Here is a 25,380-nt window from a genome sequence, read left to right as displayed (position 1 = left end):
TCAGTGCTGTCCGTGATGTGAGTGGTGTTCCCAGGGCGAGACATACGATCTCCTTGAGTAAGGTAAGCCTAACCTAACCTACAACGGAGGTCTGGAGAACGTGCCTAACCAGTCGCGTCCCAAGGTCAAGAAGTCGCGTGCCCTCGGCATCGCCCTGACGCCGAAGGCTGTCAAGTACTTCGAGGCGCGCCCCTACCCGCCGGGCGAGCACGGCCGTGGCCGCAAGCAGAACTCGGACTACAAGGTCCGTCTGCTCGAGAAGCAGCGTCTGCGCGCCCAGTACGACATCAGCGAGCGCCAGATGGCGCGTGCCTACGACCGCGCCCGTAAGGCCGAGGGCAAGACGGGCGAGGCGCTGGTCGTCGAGCTCGAGCGCCGCCTCGACGCCCTGGTCCTGCGGTCCGGCATCGCCAAGACCATCTACCAGGCCCGTCAGATGGTCGTCCACGGCCACATCGAGGTCAACGGTGGCAAGGTCGACAAGCCGTCCTTCCGCGTGCGCCCCGACGACGTCGTGCAGGTCCGCGAGCGCAGCCGCTCCAAGGTCCCCTTCCAGGTGGCCCGCGAGGGTGGTTACGACACCGAGGGCGAGACGCCGCGCTACCTCCAGGTGAACCTGAAGGCCCTGGCCTTCCGCCTGGACCGTGACCCGAACCGCAAGGAAATCCCGGTCATCTGCGACGAGCAGCTCGTCGTCGAGTACTACGCCCGCTGATCCAGGCGTAGTCACCGTCAGAGCTCGGGCCCGCCCCTCCCTGTTCTCCGGGAGGCGGCGGGCCTTCGCACGTCCGGGGCCGTGTCCGGGCCGGGCACCTCGTCGTCCGCCCCCGGGTCCGTCCGCCCGGACCCGCCGCCCGGACCGCGGGAGGCCGTGCCGCCCTGCCGTCCGCCGGACGGCCGGGCGCCGACCGCCCGCGCCACGGCGGCCTCCGGCGCCAGCCGCCCTCCGGCGTGCCGCTGTGCCTCGTACCGCCCACCGCCGAGCGCCGTCCGGGCCAGCTCCGCGCACCGGGCCCTGGGCCGTCCGTAGTGGGTCGAACCGAAGAGCGGCAGTCCCACCGAGGGCCAGATCCGCTCGGCCGCCCCCTGGAGCACCGCCGCTTCCGCCGCGTCCCTCTCGACCGCGGTGACCAGGGCCATCAGCTCCAGCGAGAGCACCGTGCCCAGCAGGTCATGGAACGCGTGCGCGACGGTCAGGCACTCCCGGAGCATCAGCCGGGCCCGGCCGGGATGTCCGTCCTCCAGGGCGACGTAGGCCAGCACGTACAGCGCGTAGGCGCGCGCCCAGCGCTCACCGTGGTCCTCGCAGATCTCCCGGACCTCCTGGCAGATCTCCGCGGCCCCGGCCAGGTCGCCCCCGAACGCCACCGCCATCGCCAGCTCGACCTGTGCCATCAGCACGTTGCTGTTCAGCTCCCCGGCCTCCCGGTACCGGGCCAGTGCCTCGCGCAGCAGCGCCTCGGCGCGCGGCAGGTCGTCCCTCACGAGGGACAGGCAGCCCGTGCGGTGCACCGCGTAGGCCACGGCCGACAGGTCCCCCGAGAGCTCCCCGGCCTCGCGGCACTCCAGCAGGGCGGCGACCGCGCCGGCCGAGTCGCCCTGCAGCACGGCCACGTAACCCAGCACCCGCAGCGCCTTCAGCCGGCCCGCGTCGTAGCCGGGCCCCTCCTCGTCGAGCACCTGGTCCAGCCAGTGGCGGCCCTCCGCGAGGCGGCCGCAGCCCGCCCAGTAGAACCAGAGCGTGCCCGCCAGGTACTGCGCGAGACGGACGTCCTCGGGGCTCTCCATCGAGCACTCCATCGCCTGGCGCAGATTGGGCAGCTCCGCGTCGACACGGGCCGCCGCCTGGGCCTGCCGCGGGCTGAACCAGTCCAGTTCGCACCACGTCGCGAGCCCCAGGAACCAGTCCCGGTGCCTGCGGCGCATCCGCTCGGTGTCCCCGGCCGCCTCCAGCCACCGGGCGCCGTACTCCCGCAGGGTCTCCAGCAGCCGGTAGCGGGTGGCCGCCCCGAGGTCCTCCCGCCCCACCACGGACTGCGCCAGCAGAGCGTCGAGCACGTCGAGCACCGATTCGGCCGGCAGGCCGTGGCCGCCGCAGACGTACTCGACGGCCTCCAGGTCGAACGAACCGGCGAACACCGACAGCCGCGCCCACAGCAGCCGCTGCCGCGGCGTGCACAGCTCATGGCTCCACCCGACGGCCGTGCGCAGGGTCCGGTGGCGGGGGAGCGCGCTGCGGCTGCCCCCGGTCAGCAGCCGGAACCTGTCGTCCAGCCGGTGCAGCACCTGCTCCATCGACAGCGCGCGCATCCGTCCCGCGGCCAGTTCCAGGGCGAGCGGGATGCCGTCGAGGCGCCGGCACAGGTCCCGCGCCGTCTCCCGGTCCGCCCCGGTCGGGCGGAAGTCCGGTCGCACGGCGCGGGCGCGCAGGACGAAGAGCGCCACCGCGTCCTCGTCCGTCATCGGCGCCAGCGTGAAGGTGTGCTCGCCGTCCAACCGCAGCGGTCGCCGCCCCGCCGCGAGCACCCGCAGCCGCGGCGCCCGGCGCAGCAACTCCTCCACCAGCCGGGCACACGCGTCGACCAGGTGCTCGAATCCGTCGATCACCAGGAGGAGTTGGCGCTCGGCGCAGTACTCCAGCAGCGCCGTGCGGGGAGGCCTGCCCGTGTGGTCGGTGACCCCCAGCGCCTCGGCCAGAGCGTGGTCCAGCAGGGCCGGGTCGTGGACGTCCGCGAGCCCGGCGATCCGCACCCCGTCGCAGTACCGTTTCTCCACCAGTGCCGCGATCCTCGTGGCGCAGCGGGTCTTGCCGACCCCCGCCACTCCCGCCAGCGTCACCAGCCTCGACTCCCCGAGGAGCGCCCCGATCCGGGCCAGTTCCTCCTCGCGCCCCACGAACGCGCTCAGTTCGGCGGGGAGGTCCGCCCGCCCGGACACGGACGGGGGCCGCGCGTCGTCGGGCCAGGGGGAGGAGCGCTGAGGGCGTCTCATGGGACACGCAGAGTACTGGCACACATGCGGTGCGTACAAAACGCCCCGTTCCCGCCCGCCGGTAATGCGGTACGGGGGCCGACGCCCGGCGCGATAGGCTCAAGGGAAGACGATCGGCCGTGGTGGCGGTACGCGCAGGCCCGACCGACGCAGGCCGAGGACGGAGCCCTGTCCTGGGTGATCGACGAGCAGAGAGCGGTGCGCTGTGTCCGGTGGAGAGGTGGCCGGGATCCTGGTGGCCGTCTTCTGGGCGATCCTGGTGTCCTTCCTCGCCGTGGTGCTGGTGAGACTGGCCCAGACGCTCAAGGCGACCACCGCGTTGGTGGCGGACGTGACCGAGCAGGCCGTGCCGCTGCTCGCCGACGCCTCCGCGACGCTGCGTTCCGCGCAGACCCAGCTCGACAAGGTGGACGCGATCGCGAGCGACGTCCAGGAGGTCACCTCCAACGCCTCGGCGCTCTCCACCACCGTCGCCTCCACCTTCGGCGGACCGCTCGTGAAGGTCGCCGCGTTCGGGTACGGCGTGCGGCAGGCCCTCGGCCGCCGGACCGAGCCCGAGCCCGACCGGCGGGCCCCCCGCCGTACGGTGGTCGTCGGCCGTACCGTGCCGTCCGCCCGCAAGAGGCGGAACGGCCGAAGCTCCCGCGGACAGAAGGACTGACGCAGCGATGTTCCGCCGTACGTTCTGGTTCACCGCCGGCGCAGCCGCCGGTGTCTGGGCCACCACCAAGGTCAACCGCAAGATCAGGCAGCTGACCCCCGAGAGCCTCGCGGCGCAGGCCGCGGACAAGGCGATCGACGCGGGCCACCGCCTGAAGGACTTCGCCCTCGACGTGCGCGAGGGCATGGTCCGCCGGGAGGCCGAGCTGGGCGGGGCGCTGGGTCTCGACGCACCCGTCGACCCCGAACTCCCGGTGATCCGCCACACCGCCGTCGAGGCGCCCGGCCCGGACCGCGCCACCGTCCACCGCACGCTTCCCTACAACTCGAACAACCGGAATGAGGACCACTAATGGAGTCGGCTGAAATTCGCCGCCGCTGGCTGAGCTTCTTCGAGGAGCGCGGTCACACCGTCGTGCCTTCGGCGTCGCTCATCGCGGACGACCCGACTCTGCTGCTGGTCCCCGCGGGCATGGTCCCCTTCAAGCCGTACTTCCTCGGCGAGGTCAAGCCGCCCGCCCCGCGCGTCACCAGCGTGCAGAAGTGCGTGCGCACGCCGGACATCGAAGAGGTCGGCAAGACCACCCGGCACGGCACGTTCTTCCAGATGTGCGGCAACTTCTCCTTCGGGGACTACTTCAAGGAAGGCGCCATCCAGTTCGCCTGGGAGGCCCTGACCAACTCCGTCGAGGACGGCGGCTTCGGCCTCGACCCCGAGCGCCTGTGGATCACGGTCTACCTCGACGACGACGAGGCCGAGCAGATCTGGCGCGAGAAGATCGGCGTCCCGGCCGAGCGCATCCAGCGCCTGGGCAAGAAGGACAACTTCTGGTCCATGGGCGTCCCCGGACCCTGCGGCCCGTGCTCCGAGATCAACTACGACCGCGGCCCCGAGTTCGGCGTCGAGGGCGGCCCGGCCGTCAACGACGAGCGCTACGTGGAGATCTGGAACCTGGTCTTCATGCAGTACGAGCGCGGCGCCGGCGAGGGCAAGGACGACTTCCCGATCCTCGGCGACCTGCCGTCGAAGAACATCGACACCGGTCTCGGCCTGGAACGTCTCGCGATGATCCTCCAGGGCGTACAGAACATGTACGAGACCGACACCCTGCGCGTCGTCATGGACAAGGCCACCGAGCTCACCGGCGTCCGCTACGGCGCCGAGCACGGCTCCGACGTCTCGCTGCGCGTCGTCGCCGACCACATCCGTACGTCCGTCATGCTCATCGGCGACGGCGTCACCCCCGGCAACGAGGGCCGCGGCTACGTGCTGCGCCGCATCATGCGCCGCGCCATCCGCAACATGCGCCTGCTGGGCGCCACCGGGCAGGTCGTCAAGGACCTGGTCGACGTGGTGATCGACACGATGGGGCAGCAGTACCCGGAGCTCGTCACCGACCGCAAGCGCGTCGAGACCGTCGCGCTCGCCGAGGAGGCTGCCTTCCTCAAGGCCCTCAAGGGCGGCACGAACATCCTCGACACCGCCGTCAGCGAGACCAAGGCCACCGGAGGCAAGGTCCTCGCCGGCGACAAGGCGTTCCTGCTCCACGACACCTGGGGCTTCCCGATCGACCTCACCCTGGAGATGGCCGCCGAACAGGGCCTCTCGGTGGACGAGGACGGCTTCCGCCGCCTGATGAAGGAGCAGCGGGAGCGCGCCAAGGCCGACGCCAAGGCCAAGAAGACCGGCCACGCAGACCTGTCCGCCTACCGCGAGGTCGCCGACAACTCCGGCCTCACCGAGTTCACCGGCTACACCTCCACCCAGGGCGAGTCGACCATCGTCGGCCTGCTCGTCGACGGTGTGCCCTCGCCTGCCGCCACCGAGGGCGACGAGGTCGAGGTCGTCCTGGACCGCACCCCGTTCTACGCCGAGGGCGGCGGCCAGCTCGCCGACCAGGGCCGCATCCGGCTCGACACCGGCGCCGTCATCCAGGTCCGCGACGTGCAGCAGCCCGTCCCGGGCGTCTCGGTCCACAAGGGATCGGTGCAGGTCGGCGAGGTGACGGTCGGCTCCTCCGTCCTCGCAGCCATCGACACCACCCGCCGCCGGGCCATCGCCCGCGCCCACAGCGCCACGCACCTCACGCACCAGGCGCTGCGCGACGCGCTGGGCCCGACCGCCGCCCAGGCCGGTTCGGAGAACTCGCCCGGCCGCTTCCGCTTCGACTTCGGCTCGCCCGCCGCCGTACCCGGCACGGTCCTCACCGACGTCGAGCAGAAGATCAACGAGGTCCTCGCCCGGGAGCTCGACGTCCAGGCCGAGGTCATGTCCATCGACGACGCCAAGAAGCAGGGCGCCATCGCCGAGTTCGGCGAGAAGTACGGCGAGCGGGTCCGTGTCGTGACCATCGGCGACTTCTCCAAGGAGCTGTGCGGCGGTACGCACGTCCACAACACCGCCCAGCTCGGGCTGGTGAAGCTGCTCGGCGAGTCGTCCATCGGGTCCGGGGTGCGCCGCATCGAGGCCCTGGTCGGCGTCGACGCGTACAACTTCCTCGCCAAGGAGCACACGGTCGTCGCCCAGCTCCAGGAGCTGCTCAAGGGCCGGCCCGAGGAGCTCCCCGAGAAGATCTCCGGCATGCTCGGCAAGCTGAAGGACGCCGAGAAGGAGATCGAGAAGTTCCGCGCGGAGAAGGTGCTCCAGGCCGCCGCCGGACTCGTCGAGTCCGCCAAGGACGTCCGGGGCGTCGCCCTGGTCACCGGGCAGGTGCCGGACGGCACCTCCGCCGACGACCTGCGCAAGCTGGTCCTCGACGTACGCGGCCGCGTCCAGGGCGGCCGGCCGGCCGTCGTGGCCCTGTTCACCACGGCCAACGGCCGCCCGCTGACGGTCATCGCCACCAACGAGGCCGCCCGGGAACGCGGCCTCAAGGCCGGTGACCTCGTCCGTACCGCAGCCAAGACCCTCGGCGGCGGAGGCGGCGGCAAGCCGGACGTCGCCCAGGGAGGCGGCCAGAACCCGGACGCCATCGGGGACGCCGTCGCCGCCGTCGAGCGCCTCGTCACCGAGACGGCGTGACGGCGGGATGACGCAGATGCGCCGCGGACGCCGACTGGCGATCGACGTCGGGGACGCCCGGATCGGGGTCGCCTCGTGCGACCCCGACGGGATCCTCGCCACGCCGGTGGAGACCGTGCCGGGACGCGACGTCCCGGCCGCCCACCGGCGGCTCGGCCGGATCGTCGAGGAGTACGAGCCGATCGAGGTCGTCGTCGGTCTGCCCCGCTCGCTGGGCGGCGGCGAAGGCCCCGCCGCCGTCAAGGTCCGCGCCTTCGCCCAGGTGCTCGCCCGTGCGATCGCGCCGGTCCCGGTGCGCCTCGTGGACGAGAGGATGAGCACGGTGACGGCCACTCAGGGGCTGCGCGCCTCGGGGGTGACGTCCAAGAAGGGCCGTTCCGTCATCGACCAGGCTGCCGCCGTGGTGATCCTCCAGAACGCTCTGGAGTCCGAACGGGCGTCAGGCGCGGCCCCTGGTGAGGGCGTCGAAGTGGTTGCCTGATCGCGATACGGTAACGTTCCGCGCGATGCGCCGGTGTTCGAACAGACACCGCACAGCTAAGCGAAGAGACGGAACGTCGTCTCGCGGCTCTAGGGGATCGATGACTGAGTATGGCCGGGGCCCCGGCTCCGAACCGTGGCACCCTGAGGACCCGTTGTTCGGGGACCAGGGTTGGAGTGGCCAGCAGGCCGCCCCCGGCCACGGCCAGGGCCAGGGCCGGTACGAAGGTCAGCAGCAGCCCTACGCGCAGGACCCGTACACCCAGCAGGGCTACCCGCAGGACCCGTACGCGCAGCAGCATCAGCAGGACCCGTACGCCCAGCCGCCCCAGCAGCAGTACGGGCACCAGCAGGATCCGTACGCCCAGCCGCCCCAGCAGTACTACGGGCAGCAGCAGGACCCGTACGCCCAGCAGCAGCACCAGCAGCAGCCGCAGTACGGCGGTGGCTGGGACACCGGTCAGCAGACCGCGATGCCGTACGACCCCCAGGCCGCCTCGTACGGCGCCGGACCGGGCGGCTACGGCGACCAGCCCGACCATTACGGCACCCCCGAGGCCTACCCGCCTCCGCAGCCCCCCGGCCACCGGCCCCAGCAGCAGGAACCGGAGCCGGAGCCCGCGGGCCGGAACACGGACTGGGACCCGGACGCCCCGCAGGAGGAGACGCACCCCTTCTTCACGGGCACGGACGCACCGGCCGACGACCGTGACGCGCGTAGCCGCTCCCGCCGGGACGACGACGATGACGACCACGAGGACGGCTCGCGCGCTCCCCGCAGGAGCGGCGGCGAGCGCCGTGGCAAAGGCAAGAAGAAGAGCCGCAACGGCTGCGCCTGCCTCGGCGTCGCGGTGGTCCTCGTCGGCGGCCTCGGCGGAGTGACCTATCTCGGCTACTCGTACTACCAGGACAGATTCGGCGCGGCCCCGGACTACGCGGGCAGCGGGTCGGGCTCGGTCGAGGTGGAGATTCCCGAGGGCGCGTACGGCAACGAGATCGCGAACATCCTGAAGAAGGCCGGCGTCGTGAAATCGGCCGACGCCTTCATTTCCGCTCAGAACGGGAATCCCAAGGGGAAGTCCCTGCAGGCCGGTGTCTATCTCCTGAAGAAGGAGATGTCGGCGAAGAGTGCCGTCGAACTGATGCTGAGTCCGAGCAGTCAGAACGCCTTGGTCATTCCCGAGGGTACGAGTACCGCAGGCGTCTACCAGATCATCGACAAGCGGCTTGAGCTCAAGGAAGGGACGACTGCGGAGGTCGCCAGGACGAGGGCCGAAAGTCTCGGCCTCCCCGAGTGGGCCGACGACGATCCGAAGATCAAGGATCCCCTGGAGGGCTTCCTCTTCCCGGCGGCGTACCCCGTCAAAAAGGGGTCGAAGCCCGAGGACGCCTTGAAGAAGATGGTCACCAGGGCAAACAAGGAATACGCCAAGCTCGACCTGGCGGAGAGTGCGGCGAAGCTCAACCTCAAATCACCGCTCGAACTCCTCACCGTCGCAAGCCTGGTGCAGAAAGAGGGCAAGTACAAGCACGACTTCGACAAGGTCTCCAGGGTCGTCTACAACCGGCTCAAGCCGGACAACACTCAGACAGCCGGACGGCTCGAGTTCGACTCGACGATCAACTACATCCGGCAGGAGAGCACCCTGGACATCGGTGCTGTCGACGAAGTGCGCAAGATCGAGGACCCGTACAACACGTACAGCATCAAGGGGCTTCCGCTCGGTCCGATCACCAATCCCGGAATCGATGCCCTGCAGTCGGCGATCAAGCCTGCGGACGGCCCCTGGTACTACTTCGTGTCGATCAACGAGGACAAGACACTGTTCGCCGTCACGAACGACGAGCACAACAGGAACCGCGCGGAGTACGAGGAGCAGAAGAAGGCCGACCAGTGACTGTCACCAGCCGGGCGGCCGTCCTCGGCTCGCCCATCGCCCATTCCCTCTCCCCGGTCCTGCACAGGGCCGCCTACGCGGAGCTGGGCCTCGACACCTGGTCGTACGACCGCTTCGACGTCGACGAGGCGGCTCTGCCCGGCTTCGTCGAGGGCCTGGACTCCTCGTGGGCGGGTCTCTCCCTCACCATGCCGCTCAAGCGGGCCGTCATCCCGCTGCTGGACCGGATCAGCGAGACCGCCGCCTCCGTGGAGGCCGTCAACACCGTCGTCCTCACCGAGGACGGCCGCAGGACCGGCGACAACACCGACATCCCCGGCATGGTCGCGGCCCTGCGCGAACGCGGCGTCGACAAGGTGGAGTCCGCGGCGATCCTCGGCGCCGGCGCCACGGCGTCCTCCGCACTGGCGGCCCTGGCCGGGATCTGCACCGGTCCCGTCACCGCGTACGTCCGCAGCGCGGCACGCGCCGACGAGATGCGCGGCTGGGGCGAACGCCTCGGCGTCGACGTCCGCACGGCCGACTGGACCGACGCGGCGCTGGGTCTGCGGGCGCCGCTGGTGATCGCCACCACACCCGCGGGGACGACGGACACGCTGGCACAGGCCGTCCCCGAGACCCCCGGCACGCTGTTCGACGTGCTGTACGAGCCGTGGCCGACGGTGCTGGCGTCCCGCTGGGCCGAGGCCGGGGCCCCCGTCGTGGGCGGCCTCGACCTGCTCGTGCACCAGGCCGTCCTCCAGGTGGAGCAGATGACGGGACGTGACGCGCCTCTCGCGGTCATGCGCGCGGCAGGGGAAGCCGCGCTGGCGGCGCGGGGACGGTAGGAACGTCCGCCTGACGGACCGGCGGCCGTCGGGTCCTTCGGCCGTGGGAGGATCAGGGGTGGCGGGCCAGGGCCGCGCACCCGGTCGCGCCGTTGCAGTTTCAGGCGCGAGCATGAGGAGCACCGTTGAGCAGGTTGCGCTGGCTGACCGCCGGAGAGTCGCACGGCCCCGCACTGGTGGCGACGCTGGAGGGTCTTCCCGCCGGTATCCCGATCACCACCCGGATGGTGGCGGACGCGCTCGCCAGGCGACGGCTCGGTTACGGGCGCGGCGCCCGGATGAAGTTCGAGCAGGACGAGGTGACCTTCCTCGGCGGCGTCCGGCACGGCCTGACCATGGGCTCGCCCGTCGCCGTCATGGTGGGCAACACCGAGTGGCCCAAGTGGGAGCAGGTCATGTCGGCCGACCCGGTCGACCCGGACGTGCTGGCCGAGCAGGCGCGCAACGCCCCGCTGACCCGGCCCCGCCCCGGCCACGCCGACCTCGCCGGGATGCAGAAGTACGGCTTCGACGAGGCCCGCCCGGTCCTGGAGCGCGCCAGCGCCCGGGAGACCGCGGCCCGTGTCGCCCTCGGCGCCGTCGCCCGCTCCTACCTCAAGGAGACCGCCGGCATCGAGATCGTCTCCCACGTCGTCGAGCTGGCCGCGGCCAAGGCGCCCTACGGCGTCTACCCCAAGCCCTCCGACGTCGAGCGCCTCGACGCCGACCCGGTGCGCTGCCTGGACGCCGACGCGTCCGAGGCGATGGTCGCGGAGATCGACCAGGCCCACAAGGACGGTGACACCCTGGGCGGCGTCGTCGAGGTACTCGCGTACGGCGTCCCGGTCGGCCTCGGTTCGCACGTGCACTGGGACCGCAGGCTCGACGCCCGGCTCGCCGGCGCGCTGATGGGCATCCAGGCCATCAAGGGCGTCGAGGTCGGCGACGGCTTCGACCTCGCCCGGGTCCCCGGCTCGAAGGCGCACGACGAGATCGTGGCGACCGAGAACGGCATCAGGCGTGCGTCCGGCCGCGCGGGCGGTACCGAGGGCGGCCTGACCACCGGCGAACTGCTGCGGGTGCGCGCCGCGATGAAGCCCATCGCCACCGTGCCCCGCGCGCTCGCCACCGTCGACGTCGTCACGGGCGAGGCGGCCAAGGCCCACCACCAGCGTTCCGACGTCTGCGCCGTCCCGGCCGCCGGGATCGTCGCCGAGGCGATGGTCGCCCTGGTGCTGGCCGACGCCGTCGCGGAGAAGTTCGGTGGCGACAGCGTGGCCGAGACCCACCGCAACGTGCAGTCGTACCTCTCCCACCTCCAGATCCGGTGAGCGGCCCGCTGATCGTCCTGGTCGGCCCGATGGGGGTCGGCAAGTCCACCGTGGGCGAACTCCTCGCCGAACGGCTGGGCACCACCTACCGCGACACCGACGCGGACGTCGTGGCCACGGCGGGCAAGGCCATCGCGGAGATCTTCTTCGACGAGGGCGAGGAGCACTTCCGGGAGCTGGAGCGGCGGGCCGTACGCGAGGCCGTCGAGCGGCACACCGGTGTCCTCGCCCTCGGCGGCGGCGCGGTGCTCGACGCGGAGACCCGCGCCCTGCTCGCCGGCCGTCCGGTCGCCTATCTCGCGATGGACGTGGAGGAGGCCGTGAGGCGGGTCGGGCTGAACACCGCCCGCCCGCTGCTCGCCGTCAACCCGCGACGGCAGTGGCGCGAGCTCATGGACGCCCGGCGGCATCTGTACGAAGAGGTGGCCCGCACGACCGTCGCCACCGACGAACGCACCCCCGAAGAGGTCGCCCAGGCGGTCCTCGACGCACTGGAACTGCTGGAGGCCGTGGCGGAGCCCGTGGCCTCCGGCCGGGAGAACACATCCATGACCGAGCAGGCCACCACGCGCATCCAGATCGCCGGCACGGCGGGCACCGACCCGTACGAGGTGCTCGTCGGCCACCAGCTCCTCGGCGAACTGCCGAACCTCATCGGCGACCGCGCCAAGCGGGTCGCCGTGCTGCACCCCGAGGCGCTCGCCGAGACCGGTGAGGCGGTACGCGAGGACCTGGCCGGCCAGGGCTACGAGGCCATCGCGATCCAGCTGCCCAACGCCGAGGAGGCCAAGACCGCCGAGGTCGCCGCCTACTGCTGGAAGGCGCTCGGCCAGACCGGCTTCACCCGCACCGACGTCATCGTCGGCGTCGGCGGCGGGGCCACCACCGACGTCGCCGGCTTCGTCGCCGCCACCTGGCTGCGCGGGGTGCGCTGGATCGCCGTTCCCACGACCGTCCTCGGCATGGTCGACGCGGCCGTCGGCGGCAAGACCGGCATCAACACCGCCGAGGGCAAGAACCTCGTCGGCGCCTTCCACCCGCCGACCGGGGTGCTCTGCGACCTCGCCGCACTGGACTCGCTGCCGGTCCACGACTACGTCTCCGGCATGGCCGAGATCATCAAGGCCGGTTTCATCGCCGACCCCGTGATCCTCGACCTCATCGAGGCGGACCCCGAAGCCGCCCGCACGCCCGCCGGACCGCACACCGCCGAGCTCATCGAGCGTTCCATCCGGGTGAAGGCCGAGGTGGTCTCCAGCGACCTCAAGGAGTCCGGCCTGCGGGAGATCCTCAACTACGGCCACACCCTGGGCCACGCCATCGAGAAGAACGAGCGCTACAAGTGGCGCCACGGCGCCGCCGTCTCCGTCGGCATGGTCTTCGCCGCCGAACTGGGCCGGCTCGCCGGACGCCTCGACGACGCCACCGCCGACCGGCACCGCGCCGTCCTCGAGTCCGTCGGGCTCCCGCTCACCTACCGCGGCGACCAGTGGCCCAAGCTGTTGGAGAACATGAAGGTCGACAAGAAGTCCCGGGGCGACCTGCTCCGCTTCATCGTCCTCGACGGCATCGGCCGGCCCACCGTGCTGGAAGGACCCGACCCGGCGATCCTGCTCGCCGCCTACGGGGAGGTCTCCGCGTGAGCGCACGCACGGTCCTCGTGCTCAACGGCCCCAACCTCGGCCGTCTCGGCTCCCGGGAGCCCGACGTCTACGGGGCCACCTCCTACGCCGGTCTCGTCGAGACCTGCCAGGCGCTCGGCAAGGAGCTCGGGTTCGACGTCGACGTCCGCGAGACCAACGACGAGGGCGAACTCATCCGCTGGCTCCACGAAGCCGCCGACGGGTCGATTCCGGTCGTTCTCAACCCCGGTGCCTTCACGCACTACTCGTACGGCATGCGGGACGCGGCGGCCCAGCGCACCGCGCCGCTCATCGAGGTGCACATCTCGAACCCGTACGCGCGTGAGGAGTTCCGCCACACCTCCGTGGTCGCGCCCGTCGCCACCGGCACCGTGGCGGGCTTCGGCATCGGCTCCTACCGGCTGGCCCTGCGGGCGCTGGCCGAGGAACTGACGGACTGACAGGGACCGGCCACCGGGCACCTCCCACCGCCCCCGGACGTTCACGCGATGACGACCGGGGGCGGTACCGTTGGCCCTCGACCAGCGCCAGTTGCCTGTACGAGACGGAGTGGCACCGGATGCAGCACGCAGTGGGGGCCCCGCTGCCGCCGCCCCACGGTCCCGGAAACGGACCCTGGACGCACCAGGCCCAGCACACAGGCCACCCCGGTCCTTTGCCGGGGCAGCCGCCGATACCCCCCGCCCCCGGGGCGCCTCCGCCCGGACAGGGACAGGGGCCCGGATGGGCCCCCGCTCCGCAGCCCGCGCCCGGCCCTCCCGCCAGGGAGACCACCGGGCACGTCCAGCTCCCGCCCGGCGAGCCCGTCCCGCTTCCCGCGCCGCCCGCCGAGCCCGGCACCGGCACCGCCACCCTCGCGGTCCTGCTGATCGGCCCGGCCGGCGCCGGCAAGACCACGGTCGCCAAGCTCTGGGCCAGCCGCCGTCGCGTCCCCACCGCGCACGTCTCCCTGGACGACGTCCGCGAATGGGTCTGCTCCGGCTTCGCCGACCCGCAGGCCGGATGGAACGACCACTCCGAGGCCCAGTACCGCCTGGCCCGCCGCACCTGCGGTTTCGCCGCCCGCAACTTCCTCGCCAACGGCATCTCCTGCATCCTGGACGACGCCGTGTTCCCGGACCGGCCCGTCGTCGGCCTCGGCGGCTGGAAGCGCCACGTGGGACCCGGCCTGCTGCCCGTCGTCCTGCTGCCCGGCCTGGAAGTCGTCCTGGAGCGCAACGCCGCCCGCAGCGGCAACCGACGCCTCTCCGACGAGGAGGTCGCCCGGATCCACGGCCGGATGGCCGGCTGGTACGGCTCGGGGCTGCCGATCATCGACAACTCGACGTACGACGTCGAGACGACCGCACGCGTCCTGGACGACGTACTGGCCCGCTCCATAGCCAGCCCGCCGGCCTGGTAGCGGTCCTGACCCGCCGCGGAGAGCCGGAGCCCCGGTCGGATGCGCTGACCGGGCGGGCCGCCGCAGCCGCTCGTACGCTCGGAAACATGTCAGAGGTGTACGCCGTCCGACGCGGGCTGCTGCGCGACCGGTACGCCGCCGCCGGATCCGCGGCCGCCCTGGTCTCCCGCCCCGCCAACGTCCGCTATCTCGCGGGCGGGGCCCCGCCCGGCGCCGTGCTGCTGCTCGGTCCCGGCGAGGACGTCCTGCTCTGCCCCCGCGCCCCGACCGGAGACCCCGCCCACGGGCGCCCCGACGAGCGACTGCGGGTGGACGTCCTGCCCGCGCCCGACGCCGATCCGGTCGTCACCGCCGCGGGCCTCGCGCTCGGCCTGGACGCGGACTGCCTGGCCGTCGAGGAGCACGACCTCACGGTCTCCCGCCACCGCGCCATGTCCGCCGTCGCCCCGCGGCTGCGCCTCGCGGACCTCGGCAGCGCGGTCGAACAGCTCAGGCTGGTCAAGGACGAGGAGGAGATCGCCTGTCTGCGGATCGCCGCCGAGATCACCGACCAGGCACTTGGCGAACTGCTGGAATCCATCCTGGTGGGCCGTACCGAGCGTCACCTCGCGCTGGAGCTGGAGCGCCGCCTGGTGGACCACGGCGCGGACGGGCCGGCCTTCGCCACCTCCGTGGGGACGGGTCCGCACTCGGGCCTGGGCCGTCACCGGCCCACCGACCGCAGGGTCGAGGAAGGCGATTTCCTCTCCGTGTGCCTCGGCGCCAACTACCGCGGCTACCGCTGCGAGATCGGGCGGACGTTCGTCATCGGCACCGCACCGGCGGACTGGCAGATCGAGCTCTACGACCTCGTTTTCGCCGCTCAGCGGGCCGGACGGGAAGCCCTCGTGCCGGGCGCCGCCTACCGCGACGTGGACCACGCGGCTCGCCATCTCCTGGACTCCGCGGGCCACACCGACGGGCTTCCGGCCGCCACCGGGCACGGGGTCGGACTCGAAATCGACGAGGACCCGCAGTTGGCACCGGCAGCCATGGGTAAACTGGACGCTTGCGTGCCGGTCACCGTCGAACCGGGGGTCCACCTCCCGGGCCGGGGCGGTGTCCGGATCGATGACACGCTCGTCGTACGCCCCGAGGCGGACGGCGGACCCGAGCTACTCACCATTACGACCAAGGAGCTGCTCGCGCTCTAGGAGAGATCCTCGCGCGCATCCTTTGTCGTCCACCAGCTTCAGTCCAGGAGATTCCGCAACCGTGGCTTCCACGAACGACCTCAAGAACGGCCTGGTGCTCAAGCTCGACGGAGGCCAGCTCTGGTCCGTCGTCGAGTTCCAGCACGTCAAGCCCGGCAAGGGCCCCGCCTTCGTGCGCACCAAGCTCAAGAACGTGCTCTCCGGCAAGGTCGTCGACAAGACGTTCAACGCCGGCGTGAAGGTCGAAACGGCCACCATTGACCGCCGCGACATGCAGTTCTCGTACATGGACGGCGAGTACTTCGTCTTCATGGACATGGACACGTACGACCAGCTGATGGTCGACCGCAAGGCCGTCGGCGACGCCGCCAACTTCCTGATCGAGGGCTTCACCGCCTCCGTCGCGCAGCACGAGGGCGAGGTGCTCTACGTCGAGCTGCCCGCCGCGGTCGAGCTGACCATCCAGCACACCGACCCGGGCGTGCAGGGCGACCGCTCCACCGGTGGCTCCAAGCCCGCCACCCTGGAGACCGGCTACGAGATCGGTGTCCCGCTCTTCATCACCACCGGCGAGAAGATCAAGGTCGACACCCGCACGGGCGACTACCTCGGCCGGGTGAACAGCTAACCGTGGCTGCCCGGAACAAGGCCCGCAAGCGCGCCTTCCAGATCCTTTTCGAGGCCGACCAGCGCGGTGAGTCCGTGCAGACGGTCCTCGCGGACTGGGTACGGCTCTCGCGGACCGACGACCGTCAGCCGCCGGTCGGCGAATTCACGATGGAGCTCGTCGAGGGGTACGCGCAGTACGCGGACCGCATCGACGACCTCATCGTCACCTACGCGGTGGACTGGGAGATAGACCGCATGCCGGTCGTCGACCGGAGCATCCTGCGGCTCGGCGCCTACGAGCTGATCTGGATGGACTCGACCCCCGACGCCGTGGTGATCGACGAGGCCGTCCAGCTCGCCAAGGAGTTCTCCACGGACGACTCACCGTCCTTCGTGAACGGCCTGCTGGCCCGCTTCAAGGACCTCAAGGCGAATCTGCGCCGCGAGCAGTAGCACGCGGTGGCGTACGCCCCACGAAGGGCCCACGGCCGAGCGGCCGTGGGCCCTTCGGCATGAGCGCGGGCCCGGTCCCCGGAAACGACGGACGCCGGGCGGTCGGGGCGTCTGCCCCGCCTGCCCGGCGTCCTGGGTGCGGTGTGAGGCCGGTCAGCCCTCTTCGTGGGCCACCGCGCGGCGCGCGTCGGCGTCCAGCACGCCCCAGCTGATCAGCTGCTCCGTGAGCACGGACGGCGACTGGTCGTAGATCACGGCCAGGGTGCGCAGGTCGTCCTGGCGGATCGACAGCACCTTGCCGTTGTAGTCGCCGCGCTGGCTCTGGATCGTCGCCGCGTAGCGCTGGAGCGGGCCGGCCTTCTCCGGCGGGACGTGGGCGAGGCGCTCCAGGTCAAGGACGAGCTTCGGCGGCGGCTCGGCGGCCCCGCCGGGGGTCGTGCCGGGCAGGAGCTCCTGCACCGGGACCCCGTAGAAGTCGGCCAGCTCGGCGAGACGCTGTACGGTCACCGCGCGGTCGCCGCGCTCGTACGAGCCGACCACGACGGCCTTCCAGCGGCCCTGCGACTTCTCCTCCACGCCGTGGAGGGAGAGGCCCTGCTGGGTGCGGATGGCGCGGAGCTTGGCCCCGAGCTGCTTTGCGTATTCGCTGGACATAAGGCTCCCCGGACGCTGGACATTCTGCGGCTGGGCCGCGTGGCTGGTAACTCACTGTGAGGTTACGCAGCGTTACTTGCTCGCGTCAAGCCGAAAGGTCCGGACCCGCGGCCCCCGGGGGCGCGGCCGGGACGTCGTGCCCGCCCTGGTAACGTATCGGACGTACATCCGACGTCCTTTAACGACCGTCCAGTGAGGCGGAGAAGGAGGTCCGTTTCTTATGGACACGCAGCATGACCAGCCCGGCGACACCGCCCGGCCCGTTCTCGAGGCCCCCGACATCGCCCGGGTCCTCACCCGCATCGCCCACGAGATCGTCGAACGCGCCAAGGGCGCCGACGACGTGGTACTGCTCGGCATCCCGACGCGGGGCGTCTTCCTCGCCCGCCGGATCGCCGGGAAGCTCGAGGAGATCACCGGACGCGCGACGCCCGTCGGATCGCTCGACATCACGATGTACCGCGACGACCTGCGCATGCGCCCCGCCCGCGCCCTCGCCCGGACCGACATCCCCGCCGACGGCATCGAGGGACGGCTCGTCGTCCTCGTCGACGACGTGCTCTTCTCCGGCCGCACGATCCGTGCCGCCCTGGACGCGCTCGGCGACATCGGCAGGCCCCGCGCCGTGCAGCTCGCGGTCCTCGTCGACCGCGGTCACCGCGAACTCCCGATCCGCGCCGACTACGTCGGCAAGAACCTCCCCACGTCGCTGCGGGAGACGGTCAAGGTCCAGCTCGCCGAGGAGGACGGCCGCGACGCCGTGCTGCTCGGTGTCAAGCCGGCCGTCCCGGCAGGCGAGCAGTAGCTTCCCGCACCCCGTACGCCCTCTCGGCGGTACGGCTGCTTCCGCACGCCCGCATGCCTGAATCCTCCACCTTCCACGGAGCCCCTCCCAGATGCTGCGCTCTCCCGGGGGAAACCCCCGTCACCTCATCTCGGCCGCGGACCTCACCCGCGACGACGCCGTCCTGATCCTCGACACCGCCGAGGAGATGGCCCGGGTCGCCGACCGGCCGATCAAGAAGCTCCCCACCCTGCGCGGCCGTACCGTCGTCAACCTCTTCTTCGAGGACTCGACGCGCACCCGCATCTCCTTCGAGGCCGCCGCCAAGCGGCTCTCCGCCGACGTCATCAACTTCTCCGCCAAGGGCTCGTCGGTCTCCAAGGGCGAATCCCTCAAGGACACCGCCCTGACCCTGGAGGCCATGGGCGCCGACGCCGTCGTCATCCGGCACGGCTCCTCCGGGGCCCCGTACCGCCTCGCCACCTCGGGCTGGATCGACGGCGCCGTCGTCAACGCCGGTGACGGCACCCACGAGCACCCCACCCAGGCGCTGCTGGACGCCTTCACGATCCGCCGCAGGCTGGTGGGTGCCGACGCCGGGCTCGGCAAGGACCTCGACGGCCGCCGGGTCACGATCGTCGGCGACATCCTGCACAGCCGTGTCGCCCGTTCCAACGTCCACCTGCTGACCACGCTCGGTGCCCAGGTCACCCTGGTGGCCCCGCCCACCCTCGTACCGGTCGGTGTCGAGCGGTGGCCCTGCGAGGTCAGCTACAGCCTGGACGACGTGCTGCCCGCCTCGGACGCCGTCATGATGCTCCGGGTGCAGCGCGAGCGGATGAACGCCGCGTACTTCCCGACCGAGCGCGAGTACTCCCGCCGCTACGGCCTGGACGGCCTGCGCATGGCGAAGATGCCGGAGCACGCCGTCGTGATGCACCCCGGCCCGATGAACCGCGGCATGGAGATCACCGCCGAGGTCGCCGACTCCGGCCGCTGCACCGCCGTCGAGCAGGTCGCCAACGGGGTGTCCGTCCGCATGGCCGTCCTGTACCTGCTGCTGGGCGGTTCCGAGACCGCCCTGCCGTCCGCCGCCGCCCGTACCGAGGAGAACAAGTAACCATGAGCACGATCCTGATCCGCGGCGCGAAGATCCTCGGCGGCGAGCCGGCCGACGTGCTGATCGAGGGCGAGAGCATCACGCAGGTCGGCACCGGCATCGAGGCCGGTGACGCCACCGTGGTCGAGGCGGCCGGCCAGATCCTGCTGCCCGGCCTCGTCGACCTGCACACCCACCTGCGCGAGCCCGGCCGCGAGGACTCCGAGACCGTCCTCACCGGCACCAGGGCCGCGGCCGCGGGCGGCTTCACCGCCGTGCACGCCATGGCCAACACCTTCCCCGTCGCCGACACCGCCGGCGTCGTCGAGCAGGTCTGGCGGCTCGGCAAGGAGTCCGGCTACTGCGACGTGCAGCCCGTCGGCGCCGTCACCGTCGGCCTGGAGGGCAAGCAGCTCGCCGAGCTCGGCGCCATGCACGACTCCGCCGCCGGCGTGAAGGTCTTCTCCGACGACGGCAAGTGCGTCGACGACGCCGTGATCATGCGCCGCGCCCTGGAGTACGTGAAGGCGTTCGACGGTGTCGTCGCCCAGCACGCCCAGGAGCCCCGCCTCACCGAGGGCGCCCAGATGAACGAGGGCGTCGTCTCGGCCGAGCTCGGTCTCGGCGGCTGGCCCGCCGTCGCCGAGGAGTCGATCATCGCCCGTGACGTCCTGCTCGCCGCCCACGTCGGCTCCCGGGTCCACATCTGCCACCTGTCGACCGCCGGCTCCGTGGAGATCGTCCGCTGGGCCAAGTCCAAGGGCTGGGACGTCACCGCCGAGGTCACCCCGCACCACCTGCTCCTCACCGACGAGCTCGTACGCTCCTACGACCCCGTCTACAAGGTGAACCCGCCGCTGCGCACCGAGGCCGACGTCATGGCCCTGCGCGAGGCCCTCGCCGACGGCACGATCGACTGCGTCGCCACCGACCACGCCCCGCACCCGCACGAGGACAAGGACTGCGAGTGGGCGGCGGCCGCCATGGGCATGGTCGGCCTGGAGACCGCGCTCTCGGTGGTCCAGCAGACCATGGTGGACACCGGACTGATCGACTGGGCGGGTGTGGCCGACCGCATGTCGGTCCGCCCGGCGGCCATCGGACGCCTCGAAGGACACGGCCGGCCCGTCTCGGCGGGTGAGCCCGCCAACCTCACTCTGGTCGATCCGTCATACCGTGGAACGGTGGACCCCGCGGGCTTCGCCTCGCGCAGCCGCAACACCCCCTACAAGGGTCGCGAGCTGCCGGGCCGAGTGACCCACACCTTCCTGCGGGGCCGTGCCACGGTCGTCGACGGGAAGCTCGCGTGACAACACTCAACCCCCTGTACCAACTGGCCGCCGAGCAGAAGTCGGCCGATGTGACGGACTGGTCCGCCCGCATCAGCTGGGTCGTCGGACTGATCCTCTTCATCGCCTTCGTCTACTGGCTGATGCGCCAGGGATGGAAATGGCGCGGAAGGCTCCAGTCCGGCCTGCCCGAGCTCGCCACCACCCCGGACGGCTTCGCGGACCGCGAGCCGCTGCTGACACTCCACGGCCGCTACCACGCCTCGACGACGGCGGGCCAGTGGCTCGACCGGATCGTCGCCCACGGCCTCGGCACCCGCAGCCGGGTCGAGCTCACCCTCACCGAGCAGGGCCTGGACGTCGTACGTCCCGGCGCGGCCGACTTCTTCGTCCCGGCCGCCGCCCTGCGCGAGGCCCGGCTCGACAAGGCGCTCGCCGGGAAGGTCCTGCCCGAGGGCGGCCTCCTGGTCATCACCTGGGCCCACGGCGAGACGCTGGTCGACTCCGGGTTCCGCTCCGACCACGCGGCCGAGCACCAGGCCTGGGTCGACGCCGTCAACCACCTCACCAGCACTACGGAAGGCACCGCACGATGACGACCTCCACCCGGGGAGCCGCCGAAGCTCCCGCCGTACTCGTCCTGGAGGACGGCCGCTCCTTCCGCGGCCGCGCCTACGGGGCCGTGGGGGAGACCTTCGGCGAGGCGGTGTTCTCCACCGGCATGACCGGCTACCAGGAGACCCTGACCGACCCCTCGTACCACCGCCAGGTCGTCGTGATGACCGCCCCGCACGTCGGCAACACCGGCGTGAACGACGAGGACGCCGAATCGCGGCGGATCTGGGTCTCCGGATACGTCGTACGCGACCCCGCCCGCCTCCCCTCGAACTGGCGCTCGCGCCGCACCCTGGACGAGGAGCTCGCCGCCCAGGGCGTCGTCGGCATCAGCGGCGTCGACACCCGCGCGCTCACCCGCCACCTGCGCGAGCGCGGCGCGATGCGCGTCGGCATCTTCTCCGGCAACGCGGTCGAGGACGAGGGCGTGCTCCTCGCCAAGGTGCGCCAGGCCCCCGAGATGAGCGGTGCCGACCTCTCCGCCGAGGTCGCCACCAAGGAGGCCTACGTCGTCCCCGCGATCGGCACCAAGAAGTTCACCGTCGCCGCGATCGACCTCGGCATCAAGGGCATGACCCCGCACCGGATGGCCGAGCGCGGCATCGAGGTGCACGTGCTGCCCGCCACCGCCACCCTCGACGAGGTCTACGCGGCCGGACCGGACGGCGTCTTCTTCTCCAACGGCCCCGGCGACCCGTCCACCGCCGACCACCCCGTCTCCCTCATGCGGGGCGTCCTGGAGCGGAAGACCCCGCTCTTCGGCATCTGCTTCGGCAACCAGATCCTCGGCCGCGCCCTCGGCTTCGGCACCTACAAGCTGAAGTACGGGCACCGCGGCATCAACCAGCCCGTGCAGGACCGCACGACCGGCAAGGTCGAGGTCACCGCGCACAACCACGGCTTCGCCGTCGACGCACCCCTCGACAAGCCGTCCGACACGGAGTTCGGCCGCGCCGAGGTCTCCCACGTCTGCCTGAACGACCAGGTCGTCGAGGGGCTCCAGCTCCTGGACCGGCCGGCCTTCAGCGTCCAGTACCACCCCGAGGCGGCCGCCGGCCCGCACGACGCCGCGTACCTCTTCGACCGCTTCGTTTCCCTGATGGAGGGCCAGCGTGCCTAAGCGCTCCGATATCCGGTCCGTCCTGGTCATCGGCTCCGGTCCGATCGTCATCGGGCAGGCCGCCGAGTTCGACTACTCCGGCACCCAGGCCTGCCGCGTCCTCAAGGCCGAGGGCCTGCGCGTCATCCTGGTGAACTCCAACCCGGCGACGATCATGACCGACCCGGAGATCGCCGACGCCACCTACGTCGAGCCGATCACCCCCGAGTTCGTCGAGAAGATCATCGCCAAGGAGCGCCCCGACGCGCTGCTCCCCACCCTCGGCGGCCAGACCGCGCTGAACACCGCGATCTCCATGCACGAGAACGGTGTCCTCACGAAGTACGGCGTCGAGCTCATCGGCGCCAACGTCGAGGCCATCAACAAGGGCGAGGACCGCGACCTGTTCAAGGGCGTCGTCGAGGCCGTCAAGGCCAAGATCGGCTACGGCGAGTCCGCCCGCTCGGTGATCTGCCACTCCATGGACGACGTCATCGCGGGCGTCGACACCCTCGGCGGCTACCCCGTCGTCGTCCGCCCCTCCTTCACGATGGGCGGCGCCGGTTCCGGCTTCGCCCACGACGAGGAGGAGCTGCGCCGTATCGCCGGACAGGGCCTCACACTCTCCCCGACCACCGAGGTGCTCCTGGAGGAGTCCATCCTCGGCTGGAAGGAGTACGAGCTGGAGCTGATGCGCGACCGGAACGACAACGTCGTGGTCGTCTGCTCCATCGAGAACTTCGACCCGATGGGCGTCCACACCGGTGACTCCATCACCGTCGCCCCGGCGATGACGCTCACGGACCGTGAGTACCAGCGGCTGCGCGACATCGGCATCGCGATCATCCGCGAGGTCGGCGTCGACACCGGCGGCTGCAACATCCAGTTCGCCGTCGACCCCGCCGACGGCCGGATCATCGTCATCGAGATGAACCCGCGCGTCTCGCGCTCCTCGGCGCTGGCCTCCAAGGCCACAGGCTTCCCGATCGCCAAGATCGCCGCCAAGCTGGCCGTCGGCTACACGCTCGACGAGATCCCCAACGACATCACCGAGAAGACCCCGGCCTCCTTCGAGCCGACCCTCGACTACGTCGTCGTCAAGGCCCCGCGCTTCGCCTTCGAGAAGTTCCCGTCCGCCGATTCCACCCTCACCACCACCATGAAGTCGGTGGGCGAGGCCATGGCGATCGGCCGCAACTTCACCGAGGCCCTCCAGAAGGCCCTGCGCTCCCTGGAGAAGAAGGGCTCGCAGTTCGCCTTCACCGGCGAGACCGGCGACAAGGCCGAGCTGCTCGCCGAGGCGGTCCGCCCCACGGACGGTCGCATCAACACCGTGATGCAGGCGATCCGGGCCGGTGCCACCCAGGAAGAGGTCTTCGACGCCACGAAGATCGACCCCTGGTTCGTCGACCAGCTCTTCCTGATCAAGGAGATCGCCGACGAGCTGGCCGCCGCCGAGCGCCTCGACACCGACCTCCTCGCCGAGGCCAAGCGGCACGGCTTCTCCGACGCGCAGATCGGTGAGATCCGCGGCCTGCGCGAGGACGTCGTCCGCGAGGTCCGGCACGCGCTCGGCATCCGCCCGGTCTACAAGACGGTCGACACCTGCGCCGCCGAGTTCGCCGCGAAGACGCCGTACTTCTACTCCTCCTACGACGAGGAGAGCGAGGTCGCCACCCGCACCAAGCCCGCGGTGATCATCCTCGGCTCCGGCCCCAACCGCATCGGCCAGGGCATCGAGTTCGACTACTCCTGCGTCCACGCCTCCTTCGCGCTGAGCGACGCGGGCTACGAGACCGTGATGGTCAACTGCAACCCGGAGACCGTCTCCACCGACTACGACACCTCCGACCGGCTGTACTTCGAGCCGCTCACCCTGGAGGACGTGCTGGAGATCGTGCACGCCGAGTCGCTCGCAGGCCCGATCGCCGGTGTCGTCGTCCAGCTCGGCGGCCAGACCCCGCTCGGCCTCTCGCAGGCGCTCAAGGACAACGGCGTACCGGTCGTGGGCACCTCCCCGGAGGCCATCCACGCCGCCGAGGACCGCGGTGCCTTCGGCCGGGTGCTCGCCGAGGCCGGTCTGCCCGCCCCCAAGCACGGCACCGCCACCACCTTCGCCGAGGCCAAGGGCATCGCCGACGAGATCGGCTACCCCGTCCTCGTCCGCCCCTCGTACGTGCTCGGTGGGCGCGGCATGGAGATCGTCTACGACGAGACCCGGCTGGCCGCCTACATCGAGGAGTCCACCGAGATCAGCCCCACCCGGCCGGTCCTGGTCGACCGCTTCCTCGACGACGCCATCGAGATCGACGTCGACGCGCTCTACGACGGCACCGAGCTCTACCTCGGCGGCGTCATGGAGCACATCGAGGAGGCGGGCATCCACTCCGGCGACTCCGCCTGCGCCCTGCCCCCGATCACCCTGGGCGGCTACGACATCAAGCGGCTGCGCGCCTCCACCGAGGGCATCGCCAAGGGCGTCGGGGTGCGCGGACTGATCAACATCCAGTTCGCGCTCTCCGGCGACATCCTCTACGTCCTGGAGGCCAACCCCCGCGCCTCGCGGACCGTCCCCTTCACCTCGAAGGCCACCGCGGTCCCGCTCGCCAAGGCCGCCGCCCGCATCTCGCTGGGCGCGACCGTGGCCGAGCTGCGCGAGGAGGGGCTGCTGCCTCGGCACGGCGACGGCGGCACCCTGCCGCTGGACGCGCCGATCTCCGTCAAGGAGGCCGTCATGCCGTGGTCGCGCTTCCGCGACATCCACGGCCGCGGCGTCGACACGGTCCTCGGTCCGGAGATGCGCTCCACCGGCGAGGTCATGGGCATCGACTCGGCCTTCGGCACGGCGTACGCCAAGTCGCAGGCCGGTGCCTACGGCCCGCTGCCCACCAAGGGCCGCGCCTTCATCTCCGTCGCCAACCGCGACAAGCGCTCGATGATCTTCCCGGCGCGTGAACTCGTCGCCCACGGCTTCGAGCTGATGGCCACCTCCGGCACCGCCGAGGTCCTCAAGCGCAACGGCATCAACGCCACCGTCGTGCGCAAGCAGTCCGAGGGCGAGGGCCCGAACGGCGAGAAGACCATCGTCCAGCTGATCCACTCCGGCGAGGTCGACCTCATCGTCAACACCCCGTACGGGACGGGCGGCCGGCTCGACGGATACGAGATCCGCACCGCGGCCGTCGCCCGGTCCGTGCCCTGCCTCACCACGGTCCAGGCGCTGGCCGCCGCGGTCCAGGGCATCGACGCGCTCCACCACGGGGACGTCGGCGTGCGCTCCCTCCAGGAACACGCGAAACGCCTCACCGCGGCCCGCGACTGAGGCCCCGCCGCCCCCAGGGGGACACCGGAA

General features: G+C 71.3%; 22 protein-coding genes. 20 read left to right on the top strand and 2 right to left on the bottom strand.

The features are described from left to right. Positions 1-100: 100 nt before the first annotated feature. Positions 101-715 carry a 30S ribosomal protein S4 gene (rpsD, locus tag SACTE_RS04410; protein ID WP_014044827.1) on the top strand — a complete coding sequence of 205 codons (615 nt, stop codon included), beginning with the start codon at positions 101-103 and terminating at the stop codon, positions 713-715. 17 nt (positions 716-732) lie between these two features. On the opposite strand, the gene SACTE_RS04405 is transcribed toward rpsD, so the two are convergent. Beyond that, positions 733-2,991: an AAA family ATPase gene (locus tag SACTE_RS04405; protein ID WP_014044826.1), complete on the bottom strand. Its 2,259-nt coding sequence runs from the start codon at positions 2,989-2,991 to the stop codon at positions 733-735. A 220-nt stretch (positions 2,992-3,211) separates the two neighbouring features. On the opposite strand from SACTE_RS04405, the gene SACTE_RS04400 reads away from it, so the two are divergent. The 13 genes from SACTE_RS04400 (at position 3,212) to nusB (ending at position 16,488) form a co-directional block, all read left to right on the top strand. Beyond that, complete coding sequence (locus SACTE_RS04400) at positions 3,212-3,652, top strand: DUF948 domain-containing protein (RefSeq protein ID WP_019993675.1); 441 nt, start codon at positions 3,212-3,214, stop codon at positions 3,650-3,652. 7 nt (positions 3,653-3,659) lie between these two features. Then, positions 3,660-4,004, top strand: coding sequence for a DUF6167 family protein (locus tag SACTE_RS04395; RefSeq protein ID WP_014044824.1), 345 nt, complete (start codon positions 3,660-3,662; stop codon positions 4,002-4,004). Beyond that, a complete protein-coding gene (alaS, locus tag SACTE_RS04390; protein ID WP_014044823.1) occupies positions 4,004-6,673 on the top strand; it encodes an alanine--tRNA ligase in 2,670 nt (889 codons plus the stop codon). Before SACTE_RS04395 ends, alaS begins: the two co-directional genes overlap by 1 nt. Before the next feature lie 7 nt (positions 6,674-6,680). Beyond that, positions 6,681-7,154, top strand: coding sequence for a Holliday junction resolvase RuvX (gene ruvX, locus SACTE_RS04385; RefSeq protein ID WP_019993676.1), 474 nt, complete (start codon positions 6,681-6,683; stop codon positions 7,152-7,154). Between the two features lie 100 nt (positions 7,155-7,254). Beyond that, on the top strand, positions 7,255-9,051 hold the full coding sequence (gene mltG, locus SACTE_RS04380; protein WP_014044821.1) for an endolytic transglycosylase MltG: 1,797 nt from the start codon (positions 7,255-7,257) through the stop codon (positions 9,049-9,051). Beyond that, positions 9,048-9,878, top strand: a complete 831-nt coding sequence (locus SACTE_RS04375) for a shikimate dehydrogenase (RefSeq protein WP_014044820.1) — start codon at positions 9,048-9,050, stop codon at positions 9,876-9,878. The genes mltG and SACTE_RS04375 overlap by 4 nt, the downstream gene beginning before the upstream one ends. Positions 9,879-10,003: 125 nt before the next feature. After that, complete coding sequence (gene aroC / locus SACTE_RS04370; RefSeq protein WP_014044819.1) at positions 10,004-11,188, top strand: chorismate synthase; 1,185 nt, start codon at positions 10,004-10,006, stop codon at positions 11,186-11,188. Continuing rightward, positions 11,185-12,831, top strand: a complete 1,647-nt coding sequence (gene aroB, locus SACTE_RS04365; protein WP_014044818.1) for a 3-dehydroquinate synthase — start codon at positions 11,185-11,187, stop codon at positions 12,829-12,831. The genes aroC and aroB overlap by 4 nt, the downstream gene beginning before the upstream one ends. Then, complete coding sequence (aroQ, locus tag SACTE_RS04360; protein WP_014044817.1) at positions 12,828-13,271, top strand: type II 3-dehydroquinate dehydratase; 444 nt, start codon at positions 12,828-12,830, stop codon at positions 13,269-13,271. The genes aroB and aroQ overlap by 4 nt, the downstream gene beginning before the upstream one ends. 119 nt (positions 13,272-13,390) lie before the next feature. Continuing rightward, positions 13,391-14,233 carry a Pro-rich N-terminal domain-containing protein gene (locus SACTE_RS04355; protein WP_014044816.1) on the top strand — a complete coding sequence of 281 codons (843 nt, stop codon included), beginning with the start codon at positions 13,391-13,393 and terminating at the stop codon, positions 14,231-14,233. An 86-nt stretch (positions 14,234-14,319) separates the two neighbouring features. Next, complete coding sequence (locus SACTE_RS04350; protein ID WP_014044815.1) at positions 14,320-15,426, top strand: M24 family metallopeptidase; 1,107 nt, start codon at positions 14,320-14,322, stop codon at positions 15,424-15,426. A gap of 61 nt (positions 15,427-15,487) precedes the next feature. Further along, the gene (gene efp / locus SACTE_RS04345; RefSeq protein WP_014044814.1) at positions 15,488-16,054 is read left to right on the top strand and encodes an elongation factor P; all 567 of its coding nucleotides are present in this window, start codon (positions 15,488-15,490) and stop codon (positions 16,052-16,054) included. A 2-nt stretch (positions 16,055-16,056) separates the two neighbouring features. Further along, positions 16,057-16,488 (top strand): transcription antitermination factor NusB, encoded by a 432-nt coding sequence (gene nusB / locus SACTE_RS04340; protein ID WP_014044813.1) that lies wholly within the window; start codon positions 16,057-16,059, stop codon positions 16,486-16,488. Positions 16,489-16,641: 153 nt separating this feature from the next. On the opposite strand, the gene bldD is transcribed toward nusB, so the two are convergent. Beyond that, positions 16,642-17,142 (bottom strand): transcriptional regulator BldD, encoded by a 501-nt coding sequence (gene bldD, locus SACTE_RS04335; RefSeq protein WP_014044812.1) that lies wholly within the window; start codon positions 17,140-17,142, stop codon positions 16,642-16,644. A 220-nt stretch (positions 17,143-17,362) separates the two neighbouring features. Here bldD and pyrR point away from each other — a divergent pair, with 220 nt between their 5' ends. The 6 genes from pyrR to carB all read left to right on the top strand — a co-directional run bounded on the left by pyrR (position 17,363) and on the right by carB (position 25,350). Then, complete coding sequence (pyrR, locus tag SACTE_RS04330; protein ID WP_014044811.1) at positions 17,363-17,947, top strand: bifunctional pyr operon transcriptional regulator/uracil phosphoribosyltransferase PyrR; 585 nt, start codon at positions 17,363-17,365, stop codon at positions 17,945-17,947. 91 nt (positions 17,948-18,038) lie between these two features. Further along, a complete protein-coding gene (locus SACTE_RS04325; RefSeq protein WP_014044810.1) occupies positions 18,039-19,046 on the top strand; it encodes an aspartate carbamoyltransferase catalytic subunit in 1,008 nt (335 codons plus the stop codon). A 2-nt stretch (positions 19,047-19,048) separates the two neighbouring features. After that, positions 19,049-20,335: a dihydroorotase gene (locus tag SACTE_RS04320; protein WP_014044809.1), complete on the top strand. Its 1,287-nt coding sequence runs from the start codon at positions 19,049-19,051 to the stop codon at positions 20,333-20,335. Then, the gene (locus tag SACTE_RS04315) at positions 20,332-20,910 is read left to right on the top strand and encodes a hypothetical protein (RefSeq protein WP_014044808.1); all 579 of its coding nucleotides are present in this window, start codon (positions 20,332-20,334) and stop codon (positions 20,908-20,910) included. Before SACTE_RS04320 ends, SACTE_RS04315 begins: the two co-directional genes overlap by 4 nt. Next, positions 20,907-22,049 (top strand): glutamine-hydrolyzing carbamoyl-phosphate synthase small subunit, encoded by a 1,143-nt coding sequence (carA, locus tag SACTE_RS04310; RefSeq protein ID WP_014044807.1) that lies wholly within the window; start codon positions 20,907-20,909, stop codon positions 22,047-22,049. Before SACTE_RS04315 ends, carA begins: the two co-directional genes overlap by 4 nt. Then, a complete protein-coding gene (gene carB, locus SACTE_RS04305; protein WP_014044806.1) occupies positions 22,042-25,350 on the top strand; it encodes a carbamoyl-phosphate synthase large subunit in 3,309 nt (1,102 codons plus the stop codon). Before carA ends, carB begins: the two co-directional genes overlap by 8 nt. The last annotated feature ends 30 nt before the right edge of the window (positions 25,351-25,380 follow it).

This window comes from Streptomyces sp. SirexAA-E, assembly GCF_000177195.2.
Classification (GTDB): domain Bacteria; phylum Actinomycetota; class Actinomycetes; order Streptomycetales; family Streptomycetaceae; genus Streptomyces; species Streptomyces flavovirens.
This window is presented reverse-complemented; position numbering and strand designations above follow the sequence as displayed.